The 12,316-nt window shown below is 63.8% G+C and carries 10 protein-coding genes; 5 read left to right on the forward strand and 5 right to left on the reverse strand.

Annotation, left to right across the window (positions count from 1 at the left end):
- Window positions 1-192 (forward strand): transposase (locus PSA7680_RS04780; RefSeq protein ID WP_217808310.1); only part of this gene is annotated, 192 nt, incomplete at its 5' end.
- 40 nt (window positions 193-232) lie between these two features.
- Here the strand turns inward: PSA7680_RS04780 and PSA7680_RS04785 are convergent.
- Window positions 233-1,249, reverse strand: a complete 1,017-nt coding sequence (locus PSA7680_RS04785; RefSeq protein WP_085867530.1) for an AraC family transcriptional regulator — start codon at window positions 1,247-1,249, stop codon at window positions 233-235.
- Between the two features lie 195 nt (window positions 1,250-1,444).
- On the opposite strand from PSA7680_RS04785, the gene PSA7680_RS04790 reads away from it, so the two are divergent.
- Genes PSA7680_RS04790 through PSA7680_RS04805 form a run of 4 tightly spaced genes read left to right on the forward strand, consistent with a single transcriptional unit; the run spans window position 1,445 to window position 6,307 of the window.
- Window positions 1,445-2,242: a hypothetical protein gene (locus tag PSA7680_RS04790; RefSeq protein WP_139838554.1), complete on the forward strand. Its 798-nt coding sequence runs from the start codon at window positions 1,445-1,447 to the stop codon at window positions 2,240-2,242.
- A gap of 15 nt (window positions 2,243-2,257) precedes the next feature.
- Window positions 2,258-3,553, forward strand: a complete 1,296-nt coding sequence (locus tag PSA7680_RS04795) for a serine hydrolase domain-containing protein (protein ID WP_085867532.1) — start codon at window positions 2,258-2,260, stop codon at window positions 3,551-3,553.
- A 5-nt stretch (window positions 3,554-3,558) separates the two neighbouring features.
- Window positions 3,559-5,127, forward strand: coding sequence for a N,N-dimethylformamidase beta subunit family domain-containing protein (locus PSA7680_RS04800; RefSeq protein ID WP_139838555.1), 1,569 nt, complete (start codon window positions 3,559-3,561; stop codon window positions 5,125-5,127).
- Between the two features lie 58 nt (window positions 5,128-5,185).
- The gene (locus tag PSA7680_RS04805; RefSeq protein WP_085867534.1) at window positions 5,186-6,307 is read left to right on the forward strand and encodes a carbohydrate porin; all 1,122 of its coding nucleotides are present in this window, start codon (window positions 5,186-5,188) and stop codon (window positions 6,305-6,307) included.
- 400 nt (window positions 6,308-6,707) lie between these two features.
- On the opposite strand, the gene gyrB is transcribed toward PSA7680_RS04805, so the two are convergent.
- The 4 genes from gyrB to dnaN form a co-directional block, all read right to left on the reverse strand.
- The gene (gyrB, locus tag PSA7680_RS04810; protein ID WP_085867535.1) at window positions 6,708-9,125 is read right to left on the reverse strand and encodes a DNA topoisomerase (ATP-hydrolyzing) subunit B; all 2,418 of its coding nucleotides are present in this window, start codon (window positions 9,123-9,125) and stop codon (window positions 6,708-6,710) included.
- Between the two features lie 127 nt (window positions 9,126-9,252).
- Window positions 9,253-9,873: a LysE family translocator gene (locus PSA7680_RS04815; protein WP_085867536.1), complete on the reverse strand. Its 621-nt coding sequence runs from the start codon at window positions 9,871-9,873 to the stop codon at window positions 9,253-9,255.
- Window positions 9,874-9,881: 8 nt separating this feature from the next.
- Entirely contained in the window at window positions 9,882-10,997 is a 1,116-nt protein-coding gene (gene recF / locus PSA7680_RS04820; protein WP_085867537.1) for a DNA replication/repair protein RecF, read from the reverse strand.
- A gap of 82 nt (window positions 10,998-11,079) precedes the next feature.
- Complete coding sequence (gene dnaN, locus PSA7680_RS04825; RefSeq protein ID WP_085867538.1) at window positions 11,080-12,198, reverse strand: DNA polymerase III subunit beta; 1,119 nt, start codon at window positions 12,196-12,198, stop codon at window positions 11,080-11,082.
- Window positions 12,199-12,316 lie beyond the last annotated feature (118 nt).

Here is a 12,316-nt window from a genome sequence, read left to right on the forward strand (position 1 = left end):
AACGTCCGCGTGGTCAGGACCGTCGACCGAGACCTCTACCGCGAACGCAACAAGGTCGAACGGTTCTTCAATCGTCTCAAACACTTCCGCGGCATCGCAACGCGATACTTCAAAACCGCAGCAAACTTCCTCGCCGCACTTCACCTCGCTTGCTCAAGGCTCTGGATCAGACATTATGAGTCCACGACCTAGGCGGCCCTATTCTGTTTTCTGGGGAAAAGTTGCTTCAGCCCTAACCGTGCGCAAGCACCGGGACGTCTGACCAAGTGGGCGCCGATAGCGGCATAGAGGAATAGCGCACCGTTTCCGGTTCCAGCCCATCCCGACGCCACCGCAACAACGTCTGGCGCGGGGTTTCCCCGAACAAGTCCCTGTATTGCTGCGAAAATCGTCCGAAATGAGAGAAACCCGCCTCGGAGGCGGCGCGCGTCACCGTTCCGCGTTCCAAACCCATGTCCTCGAAACGCGCCAGCATCTTGCGAAACAATCCCATGCGCAGGCGCAGGGCGTATTCGTAGGGGCCGATGCCAAAGACCTCGTGAAAGAGCCGGTAGAGCGTGCGCTCAGACACGCCGGCGACTGCGGCCATTTCGGCCACGGTGGGCAGGTCTTCAGCTGCGGTCTCACGCAAGAGATCCAACACCTGTTTGAGAGCGGCAGGATTCCGGTTCACTGTCGCAAAGGGCTTGGCTTCCGGGCGGACCAACCTCGCCAGGTCGAGAGACAGGCGTTCTTCGGCCACATACACCTGCGTGGAATCTGGAAAAGGTGTGGTTGCGCAAATGTCCAGAATCCTGCGTGCGCGCATCACCACGCGGTGTGCGACGGCCTGGTCAAGATGCGAGCAGATCGGCAGGCGATCGGGCAAACCCAGCCTGCGCTGCAAAACGGGTGACAGGAAAAAGCCAACGGACTCCACCCCGACGGGCAGAACGCCGTCCACTTCTCCACCCGGCGTGTAGACCAGCAGCTGGTCCGGTCCGAACGGTCGGCCGAACAGGGAAAGGTCGTCGCTGGCCTTCAGTACGAAGGTCAGGAACAGGCCCGGCTCGCAGAGGCTTTCGCGCGCGTGCATGGAGGCCTGCGTCCAATACCAGTGAATTCGCATATTCGGCAGCACGGCAACCTGGATGCGCAACCCAAGAGGCCCACGGCTGAGTTGCAGGCGCTCGCCCTCCCAGCCCTCACCGGTCCCCGAGGCATAGAGTGCCTCGATGTCACGAAAACTCTGTTCGATGAAGGCCGCCATTGAAATGTATCCTCGAAACCGCAAGAAACGTTAGGGCCCTGGCAACTGACGGTAAACAGAAATCTCCGGCGGACACTCTCGGCGCGAACTCAACCACGCGAAACTTTGGCAGGATTCGGATAGTTAAGCCGGCTGCGAATGTGCAAATAGTCATGCGGTTCCACAAACCCCACCTCTTCGAAGGAGACTGCCGCCATGCGCATTTTCCAAGGTTTCGTTGCCGCGATTTCAGTCCTGGCTTCCGTGAGTTCCGCAACACTTTCAAGTGCCGAAGAGATCGATCCGTCAGACCCGACGCGGATTTACACATTTGTTGGCGCGGGGCCAAAATACACGCGCTACGCCAATGGTGAGAGCATGTGGGAGATGCGCGTTTCGGGCAATGTCGGCTTGGAGAAGGACATGATCTTCTTCGACCTCGGCTATGGCGCGCATGATGGCACCGCCACGCCGGGAAAGAACAACGGGCTGACCAATGGGCGCGTGCGCTGGTTCCACCTGCCGCAGATGGACTACTCGGTCACCAGCGGCTATCGCGGCTGGGCGACGCAGGTCGACCTGCAGTTCGCGGGCCAGATCAAGGGCACCGACGCGCAGAACACCCTGTCTATCGGCGCCCTTCCCGCATTTGGCATCAATGAGCAGTGGAGCTTCTATCTGCCGGTCAACCTCGTCAACGGGTTCGACAAGAACTTCGATACGCATCTGGGGGCAGGCATCAACGTCTCGCCGCTGCTGGTCTACTCGCCGGACAACTGGTGGAATGGCGCGTTCGTCCAGTTCTGGCCGGGCTATACGCGGTTCTTCTCGGGCGACCTGGACGGGACAGGTGGCGCGAACCTGGATCTGACCATTGGCGGACTGATTACCGACAACGTCAGCTGGAGTCTGCTGACCCAGATCAACCTTGACAAAGACTTCAAACGGTTCGGCCCCGGGGCAGGGCTTGCAAACGACTGGAATGCCTTCCTGACGATAACCACCTACTTCTGACGCGAGGATCCATCCATGATCCGGATTTTCCATGGCGTTCTGCTTGTCAGCCTTGTGACGGCCAGTGCCGCACTTGCCGAAGAGCCAGTCATGGAGGGCGTGCCGCCCGCGCCTGAGACGATGGTGACCTTCGGCAACTATCGCGTGCATCCTTTCAACACCTGGGCCTTCCGAAACGCCGGCGCCGTGCTGAACGTGCAGATGGTTCCGCGCGGCGGCGATGTCGCGGATTTCGTCGATGCGCCCGACGATGCCATCGGCCGGATGATGGTCACCGATGCCGAGGGCAAGGAAAGGACCGTGGATGACATCCTTGCCGAAAGCTACACCGACGGCTTCCTGGTGCTGAAGGATAACCGTGTCCTGTTCGAGCGCTACTACAACGGCAATGACCGCCACCACCAGCACAGCTGGTTCTCGGTCACCAAGTCGCTGACCAGCACCGCCGCAGGGATCCTTGTAGCGGAAGGCAAGCTGGATCTCGATGCTTCGCCCGCCGACTACATCCCCGAACTCAAGGGCAGCGGGTTCGAGCGGGTGACGATCCAGAACGTTCTGGACCATTCCAGCTCGATCGACTTCAAGGAAAACTACACCGACCCGGACTCGGACTTCCTGAGATACTACGGCCCGGCGCTGAACATGGCCTACGTTCCGGGCGCCCGCGACGCCAAACCGGGCGAGACCGAGATCTATGGCGTGCATGACTTCCTGGGCAAGTTCATCCGCCCGGTGGAGGGCGAAACGCCGGGCGACGTGTTCGACTACAACTCGGCCAATTCCGACGTTCTGGGCTGGGTGATCGCGCGGGTGTCGGGCATGCCCTATACCGATTTCATCTGGCAGCACCTCTGGTCGAAGCTGGGCGCCGAACATGACGCCTACATCGCGGTGGACCGGGCGCTGCAGGGCGTCGCGACGGGCGGGTTCAACTCTACCCTGCGGGACGCGGCGCGCTTCGGCGCCATGATCCTCAACCGCGGCCAGTGGAACGGCCGCCAGATCGTGCCCGCCGAGTGGGTCGATGCCTCGCTGCAACTGGCCGACAAGGACAAGGCCAAGATGGCCGCGAACGAGAAATACAAGGGCACGCCCTATATCGCCTACAAGAACATGTGGTGGGTCTTTGATGAGACCAAGGGCGAATATGCCGGGATCGGCATCCACGGCCAGGTCATCTACATCAACCGCGACGCCGGCGTGGTGATTGCCATGTTCTCAAGCCAGCCGCAGGCCTCGGCCGCGGGCAACATCCCGTTCTGGAACAAGATGAACGCCGTCCGCGCCATCGCGGCGGCGCTGAAGGAGTGACGACAATGCGAAAACATCTTTTGACGCTGTTTGGCATGTTTGCGGGCCTACTGGCTCTGGCTGGGGCATCGTTTGCCGATGAGTTCAAGGTCGAGGGCTATACCAACGGCCTGAGTTTCGCCCCCGGCGAGACGCTGGAGTTCCACGTCTCGACCCCGGCACCGAGCTACGACATCACGATCGCCCGCAGCGGCGTGACCGAGGAGGTCGTGTGGCGCAAGGAGGGCATCAAGGGCGGCGACCACCCCACACCCGAGGATGCCTATGCAAAGGGGCCTGGCTGGCCGGTGTCGGAAAGCCTGGAAATTCCCGCCGACTGGCGCAGCGGCTTCTACATCGTCACCTTCCGCGCCACCTCGGAAGACGGTCGGATCGCGGAGTGGGAGCATTTCTTCGTGCTGCGTTCGGCCAATCCCGGGCAGGAAAACGACGCGCTTCTGGTCATCGCCACCTCGACCTACAACGCCTACAACAACTGGGGCGGCTGCAACCTGTATGAAGGCTGCTACGAGGTGAGCCTGCACCGCCCGATCATGCGCGGGCTGATCTCGAAGCCCGATATCGAACGCTCGCGCATCGCCGATACCGGCGAGCCGGCCGAAGGTTTCGTGCCGGATTACCTGAACTGGATGCAGGAACATGATTTCCCGATGTGGGTGGGCGCTGCCGGCTGGGCCAGCTACGAACAGCATTTCGTCCGCTGGGCCGAGGCCGAGGGCTACAGCTTTGACTACGCCACCAGCGAGGATCTGGAGTTCCGGCCCGAGCTGTTGGACAACTACAAGCTGATGATCTCGGTCGGCCATGACGAATACTGGTCGTGGAACATGCGCGACGCGGTGGAAAGCCGGATCGAGAAGGGGCTGAACGTGGCTTGGTTCGTGGGCAACTCGGTCTACTGGCAGACCCGCTATTCCGAGGACGGCACGGCGATGATCAGCTACAAGAACGACGCGCATGAGAAGGATCCGGTCAAGGGCACCGACCAGGCGCATCTGCTGACCACGATCTGGTCGGACCGGTCGCTGAACCGGCCCGAGGCCTCGCTGCTGGGGCTGTCCTTCAACTATGCCGGCTATACGCGGATCGGCGGCGCCACCCCGCACAGCTCGGGCGGCTATCAGGTCTATCGCCCCGACCATTGGGTGTTCGAGGGCACCGGTCTGCGCTGGGGTGACAATCTGGGCGTGAAAGACACCATCGTCGGTTACGAGGTGGACGGGCTGCGCTACACCATCGACGAGGAAGGCTTCCCCGTGCCCACCGGCGAAGGTGGCACGCCCAAGGATGCGATCATCCTCGGCATGGCGCCGGCCTCGCTCTGGAACCCCGAGGAGACGCCCGAAAGCTTCATGGCGCATACCTCGGACGCCGAGGTGGCCGCCATTGCGCTCTACGGCGATCGCACCAAGTGGCCGCGCTTCAAGCGCGGGATGGCGGCAATGGTGATCTTCGACCGCGGCGAGGGCACCGTGTTCAACGCCGGATCGACCGACTGGGTGCACGGGCTGGTCGGCGGCGACGCCAAGGTCGAACAGGTTACGCGCAACGTGCTGAACCGGTTGGCACAATAAGTCTCTCGGGGGCCGTTTGTTCGGCCCCCATCCACAACGCCAGATCGAACCACAAGCCATGATCCGACAGTTGTTTTTCGTCGCTGCCCTGAGCTCCTGCCCCGTTTTGGCAACCGCAGAGCAGACGGACATACCGGACTACTTGGAGTTGTCGCTCACGCCCCAATACCAATCGCTGTCACGGGACGGCGGGCACAACGGGAATTATGAGCTCGACTTCATGGGGCTCAAGACGCTGCGGCAGGGCGGCGAAGGTCTGGGTGCAACACGTCTTGGCTGGTGGTGGCTGCGCAACGAAACCGTCTCGGGGCTCAGCACCAACGCACTGGCCAGCCGAGCGGGGCTCTTGTGGGACTTCAACGACGGCGATGCGCCGGAGCCGGGCAATTTCCTGGGCGTCTTCGCCCTCCAGCAAAGCTTTGCCGACGACAAGGGCCTTCTCCAGATCGGCAAGCTCTATCCCGGAAATGACTTCGCAGAGAGCGAATACTGGGGTGATGACCGAGGCACGTTCATGTCCACGATGATGTCCGGCGACGTGGCAGGCCGCTGGTTCAGCACTATCGGCTTGGGCGCAAACGCGGCGTGGTTCGGGGATGGATGGCATCTCCGCGCTGGTGTCGTCGATGCTCAGGCCGAGGATCCTTATTTCGACTTCGACAGCCTGAAGAAGGGAAGGTTCCTGTGGCAGGCCGAACTGGGCCTGACCCCGGATTGGGGCGGTGACTTCACACAGATCGCGCTCAGCCCCTACATGATCGACCGCACTGATCATCTGAGCCGCGAGCGCGGTTTCGTGGCCGCCTTCACCCATGAATGGGACGATTTCGCGGTATTTGGCCGTTATACTTGGCGCGACGGCGGCACCGCCCTGACACCGGCCGACGAGGCTGAAGAACTGGCTGTGCAGCGCGGCGGGTTCCTGGGGTTCGCCTGGAACGCGCCGTTTGACCGCGAGGATGACCGCATCGCCGTGGCCCTGATGCATGGCGAGCCGACGCCGCTGGCGCGTGCGGGCGGGCTGAACACGCAGACCGGGATCGAGGCCTACTGGTCGATTGAGCCCAACCCCTGGACAGTGATCACGCCGGACGTTCAGGTGGTGCGGACGGCATCGGGCGAAATCGAGACCATCCTAGGCCTGCGCCTGAAGGTGCGCTTTCAGAAATCCTGGCAGTGATCGCATCGCTTGAATTGACGCGCAAGATCTTCAGAGCTTCGAAATTCCACGGCAGTTTCACGAGTTCTCCAGACCCTCGTAGCCTTTCCGGCCTTTTTGCCTCCGCAACGATGCGACACGGAAGCAATTTACCATGGCTTGTCTGGGTAAGTAACACGGACCGAATCGGCGACCAGCAAGACGAGCCCGTCCGCCCGGGATAGGATCGTCTGCCAGTTCGCCTTGACCACCTTCGGCGACTGCCCAAGCCATCGTTTTCGACATCTCGACCAGGCCTCACACCCATGGCGACGATGCCTGCACCGACCCGCGACACGCGATACCAGCAGTGCGAAAACTAATGGGTAATTCGCGCAAGTCTATGCGGCGAGCGCAAGCTTATGGGCGGTCATACAATCGCCTAGAAATCGAGGTTCTCCACGCTCAGCGCGTTATTTTGGATGAACTCGCGGCGCGGTTCCACCACGTCCCCCATCAGCTTGGTGAAGATGTCGTCCGCCTCGGCGAGATCGTCCACCTTCACCTGCAGCAGGGTGCGGGCCTCCGGGTCCAGCGTGGTTTCCCACAGCTGATCCGGGTTCATCTCCCCGAGCCCCTTGTAGCGCTGGAGCGTCAGCCCCTTCTCGCCTTCGGCGAGCACCGCGCGCAGCAGCTCCGTCGGGCCGTGGATCATCTGGCTGCGCTCCTTGCGCACCAGGTTTGCCGGATCGGAGAAGGTGCTGCGGATCGGCTGGGAGACCTCGGACAGCCGGCGCGCCTCGCCGGAGCGCAGCACGGCACCATCCAGCGTGCGGATCTCTTCAACGCCGCGCAGAACACGGGTCAGGCGGATGCCGTGATCCTGCGTGATCCGCCCCTGCCATCCGCGCTCGTATTCCACGGCCACCATGTCGAGCCGGCGCGCAACGGCTTCCGCCACCGCCTGCAGATCGGCATCCGCCCGGCCGGGGTCGAAGGCGCCCGCCAGCGCGGCCTGTTCAAGGATGTGGCGCGGGTAATGGGTGGGGAAGGCATCCAGGATGCGCTTGAAGTTCCGCGCCCCTTCCACCACGCGCCCCAGATCGGCACCGGCGATCTCCTCGCCGCTGGGCAGGCGCAGGATCGCGCCGTCGATGCCCTGTTCGATCAGGTAATCCTCCAGCGCGGCCTGATCCTTCAGATACACCTCGGAGCGGCCCCGGCTCACCTTGTAGAGCGGCGGCTGCGCGATGTAGAGGTAGCCACCTTCGATCAGCTCGGGCATCTGGCGGAAGAAGAACGTCAGCAGAAGCGTCCGGATGTGGGCGCCGTCCACGTCGGCATCGGTCATGATGATGACCTTGTGGTAGCGCAGTTTCTCGATGTTGAACTCGTCGCGCCCGATGCCGGTGCCCAGCGCGGTGATCAGCGTGCCGATCTCCTGGCTGGAGAGCATCCTGTCGAAGCGGGCGCGCTCCACGTTCAGGATCTTGCCGCGCAGGGGCAGAACCGCCTGGTTGTGGCGCGAACGACCCTGCTTGGCGGAACCGCCGGCGGAGTCACCCTCCACGAGGAACAGCTCGGACTTGCCGGGATCCTTCTCCTGGCAGTCGGCCAGTTTGCCGGGCAGGCTTGCCACGTCCATCGCCGTCTTGCGGCGGGTCAGCTCGCGCGCCTTGCGGGCCGCCTCGCGGGCCAGGGCGGCTTCGATGATCTTGCCGACGATCTGCTTGGCTTCGTTGGGGTGCTCCTCGAACCACTCCGAAAGCTTCTCGTTCATCAGCCCCTCGACGGCGGGGCGCACCTCGGAGGAGACCAGCTTGTCTTTGGTCTGGGAGGAGAACTTGGGATCGGGCACCTTCACCGAAAGCACGCAGGTCAGGCCCTCGCGGGCGTCATCGCCGGTGAAGTTCACCTTCTCGCGCTTCGCGATGCCGGAGGATTGGGCGTAGTTGTTGATCGTGCGGGTCAGCGCCCCCCGGAAACCCGCCAGGTGCGTGCCGCCGTCGCGCTGCGGGATGTTGTTGGTGAAGGGCAGAACCGTCTCATGGTAGCTGTCGTTCCACCACATGGCGACCTCGATGCCGATGCCATCCCGCTCGCCGGTGACGAAGATGGGATCCTCCATCGTTGAGGTCTTGTGCCGATCGAGGTAGCGCACGAACTCCTGCACGCCGCCCTCGTAGTAGAGTTCGCTGCGCAGCGGCTCCGCCGGGCGTTCGTCTTCCAGGATGATCCGCACGCCGGAGTTCAGGAATGCCAGTTCGCGCAGGCGGTTTTCCAGCGTCTTGAAGGAATAGTCGAGGTTGGAGAACGTATCGGTGGACGCCATGAACCGCACTTCCGTGCCGGTCCGGTCGCCGCATTCGCCGACGACCTCGAGGTGCTTCACCGTCTCGCCGCGCTCGAACCGGGCGAAATGCTCCTTCCCGTCCCGCCAGATCCGCAGCTCAAGCCAGTCCGACAGGGCGTTCACGACCGAAACACCCACGCCGTGGAGGCCACCGGACACCTTGTAGGAGTTGCTGTCGAACTTCCCGCCCGCGTGCAGCTGGGTCATGATGACCTCCGCCGCCGAGACCCCTTCCTCGGGGTGGATGTCCACCGGGATCCCGCGCCCGTTGTCGGCCACGGACACGCTGGAATCCGCGTGGATCTTCACGGACACGGCGTCGGCGTGGCCCGCGAGAGCCTCGTCGATCCCGTTGTCCACGACCTCGTAAACCATGTGGTGCAGCCCCGAGCCGTCATCGGTATCACCGATATACATGCCGGGCCGCTTCCGAACAGCTTCCAACCCTTTGAGAACCTTGATGGAATCGGCACCATACTCGGCCGGGGTCTGCTCGTTTTCGGACATGCGCGCCTTCCTTCTTATTTGGGTGATTTTATACGGAAACGGCAGAGGAATGTCACGCGGATTGACCCATTTTTTGCGTCGCCACGCCAGCCCGAAAGGCCCCCAAGCCGACGCCGCCCCGCACCCCTCAGGTGAATGGAATCACCAGCCCCACGAGGATCAGAAGCGCCCCTGCCGAAAGATTCATCCGGCGCAGCGCATCCGGCGAAGAAAGTACCGCGCGCACCCTGTCCACGAAGATCGCCAGCAGGAGGTTTCCGGCCAGCGGCACGGCCATGGACACCCCCACCATGGCTGCGATGTCCCAGCCGGTGATGTTGCTCAGATCGAAGAACCCGGGCAAGACCCCCATGTAGAACAGGATCGCCTTCGGGTTGCCGAGGATCACCGCCAGCCCCGCAAGGAACCCGGCCCACGTGCCCGGGCGCGTCAACCGGCTGTCGGTGGTGATCGCCCGGTCCGCCTTGAGGATCAGCGCCACGCCCATGGCCAGGAACATGGCGCTGGCCACGATGCGCAGCAGCAACAGGAAGCCGGCATATTGCGCCACGATCCAACTCACGCCCCAGATGGCCAGGAGCGGCCACAGCAGATCCCCGACGACGACACCCAGCGCCAGCGGCCAGGCCGCATGGAACCCGCCCGCCATCGCCCGCGCCAGCAGCGCCACCCAGACAGGCCCCGGCGTCAGGAACAGGATCGCAACTGCGCCGGCATAGAGCAGGAGATCCGAAAGCGTGATCGTCATGGTGAGGGTCAGCCTTCGAGCAGGCGGGCCTCGGAGACCCCGCCCCGCTCCGTCACCTCGATCGCCGCCGCCCGGCTGCCCAGTTCCTCGAACAGCTCCGGCCCGGTGCCCGTCATGAAGGCCTGGGCGCCGAGCGCACAGATCTCATCGTAGAGCGCGGCGCGGCGGCTTGCGTCCAGATGCGCTGCGATCTCGTCCAGCAACAGGATCGGCGGCGCACCCACCTCTTCGGCCAGCGCGCGCCCGTTGGCGAGGATGAGCGACACGAGAAGCGCCTTCTGCTCACCCGTGGAACAATCCTTCGCCGGAATCCCCTTCGCGGCGTAGACGGCACCGAGATCGGCGCGATGCGGCCCTGCCAGCGTGCGGCCAGCCCGCAGATCCAACGGGCGCCCTTCGCGCAAAGCATCCAGCAGATCGTCCTCGCTCTCCGGGCCATGCGCCGCCCCTTCCGCAAACAGCAGAGTCAGGTCAGCCACCGGGAAAGCCGTCCCGGCCGCCCGCTGGGCCGTCGTCAGGGCCGCGACGGTGCGTTTGCGGTTGGCGATGATCTCGGAGCCGGCCACGGCCATCTGCGCCTCCAGCGCCCGATACCAATGCGGATCGCCGATCTGCTCCTTCAGCAGCCGGTTGCGCTCCCGCATGGCCTTCTCGTAGGTGATCGTCGCCTCGGCGTGGGCAGGTTCGAAACTCAACGTCATCCGGTCGAGGAACCTGCGCCGCCCTTCCGCGCCTTCGATCCAGAGCCTGTCCATCGACGGCAGCAACCAGAGCACCCGGGCAATCCGCCCGAGCTGAACCTGCGTCGCGGCCTTGCCATCCACCTGGACGCTGCGCGCCGCCCCCTGTTCGGACCAGGTCTCCACCTCGTTGACCCTGCCCCCGCTGTCCACCACCGCCGAAACCTTCCAGCCCAGCGCCTCGGGGCGCCGGGTCATCTCGGCCGCCGCGACCCGCCGCATCCCGCGGCCCGGCGAAAGCAGGCTCACCGCCTCCAAGATGTTGGTCTTGCCGGCCCCGTTGGGGCCGTGAATGGCCACCGGGCGCCCGTCCAGCACGAAGCGGGCCGCCTTGTGCGACCGGAAATGGGAAAGCTTCAGTTCACGCAAAAAGAGGCGGCTCATGAGCCGCCCCTCGTGTTGTCGCCCCGGACACTTTGTTCCGGAAATATCCCCGCCGGAGGCATGAAGTCCGCCTTGCCCGCGCTCAGACGCGCATCGGCATCACGACGTATACCGCGCTCTCGTCATTGCCCTCGCGCATCAACGTCGGATCGCCGGCGGAGTTGAACAGGAACACGGCATTCTCGCGGTCCACCTGGCTCGCGATCTCCAGAAGATATTTGGCGTTGAAGCCGATCTCGAGGCGCTCGTCGCTGTAGGCGACGGCCAGCTCTTCCTCGGCGGCGCCGCTGTCGGGCGCGTTCACCGAAAGCACGAGGCGATCTTCGTCCAGCGCCAGCTTCACCGCGCGGGAGCGCTCGGAAGAGACCGTCGCCACGCGGTCCACGGCCTGGGCGAACTCGCCCGCATCCACTTCGAGGCGGCGGGTGTTGCCGGCCGGGATGACGCGCGTGTAATCCGGGAAGGTGCCGTCGATGACCTTCGAGGTGAGCGTGATTTCGGGAGTGGCGAAGCGCACCTTGGTTTCGGACACCGACACCACGATCTCCGCCTCGTCGTCCTCCAGCAGCTTGCGCAGCTCGCCCACCGTCTTGCGGGGCACGATCACGCCGGGCATCTCCTCGGCGCCCGGCGGCAGATCCGTGTCGATCCGGGCAAGGCGGTGGCCATCCGTCGCCACGGCGCGCAGCACCTTGCCGTCCGCCCCCTGCGCCACGTGCAGGTAGACGCCGTTCAGGTAGTAGCGCGTTTCCTCGGTGGAAATGGCGAATTTCGACTTGTCGAACAGGCGCCGCAGCGCCGGAGCCGGCGCAGAGAAATTCGCCGTGTATTCGGACGACGCCATGACCGGGAAGTCTTCCTTGGGCAGCGTCGCCAGCGAGAAGTTGGAACGGCCCGCTTCCACCGTGAGGCGGCCAGACGCGGCTTCTTCCGTCAGTTGCACGAGCGCACCGTCGGGCAGCTTACGCACGATTTCATGCAGGGTCACGGCGGAAACGGTCGTCGCACCTGCACGCTCCACCTGTGCCAGCGTCCTGTCCACCACCTCGATGTCCAGGTCCGTGGCGCGGAAGCTCACGTGTTCGCCTTCGGCTTCGATCAGCACATTGGCAAGGATCGGGATCGTATTGCGGCGTTCCACGACCGATTGCGCCTGTGCGACCGCCTTCAACAGCGTGCCGCGTTCAATGCTGATCTTCATAACCCTCGCTCCTGACAGCTATCGGGGCGACGAAGGTATCCCATTCGTGCCCCGGCTCAAGTGTTTTTTCGGACTGTCCGTCGGATTGAGTCGGGCGTCAAGCGCAGACGCCCGTCTC

It is taken from the genome of Pseudoruegeria aquimaris, from assembly GCF_900172235.1.
Taxonomy (GTDB): Bacteria; Pseudomonadota; Alphaproteobacteria; order Rhodobacterales; family Rhodobacteraceae; genus Pseudoruegeria; species Pseudoruegeria aquimaris.

Bases quoted from the DNA above. Each gene is read 5' to 3' on its own strand.
- PSA7680_RS04785 (WP_085867530.1), bottom strand. From the start codon at position 1,249: ATGGCGGCCTTCATCGAACAGAGTTTTCGTGACATCGAGGCACTCTAT.
- PSA7680_RS04790 (WP_139838554.1), top strand. From the start codon at position 1,445: ATGCGCATTTTCCAAGGTTTCGTTGCCGCGATTTCAGTCCTGGCTTCC.
- PSA7680_RS04795 (WP_085867532.1), top strand. From the start codon at position 2,258: ATGATCCGGATTTTCCATGGCGTTCTGCTTGTCAGCCTTGTGACGGCC.
- PSA7680_RS04800 (WP_139838555.1), top strand. From the start codon at position 3,559: ATGCGAAAACATCTTTTGACGCTGTTTGGCATGTTTGCGGGCCTACTG.
- PSA7680_RS04805 (WP_085867534.1), top strand. From the start codon at position 5,186: ATGATCCGACAGTTGTTTTTCGTCGCTGCCCTGAGCTCCTGCCCCGTT.
- gyrB (WP_085867535.1), bottom strand. From the start codon at position 9,125: ATGTCCGAAAACGAGCAGACCCCGGCCGAGTATGGTGCCGATTCCATC.
- PSA7680_RS04815 (WP_085867536.1), bottom strand. From the start codon at position 9,873: ATGACGATCACGCTTTCGGATCTCCTGCTCTATGCCGGCGCAGTTGCG.
- recF (WP_085867537.1), bottom strand. From the start codon at position 10,997: ATGAGCCGCCTCTTTTTGCGTGAACTGAAGCTTTCCCATTTCCGGTCG.
- dnaN (WP_085867538.1), bottom strand. From the start codon at position 12,198: ATGAAGATCAGCATTGAACGCGGCACGCTGTTGAAGGCGGTCGCACAG.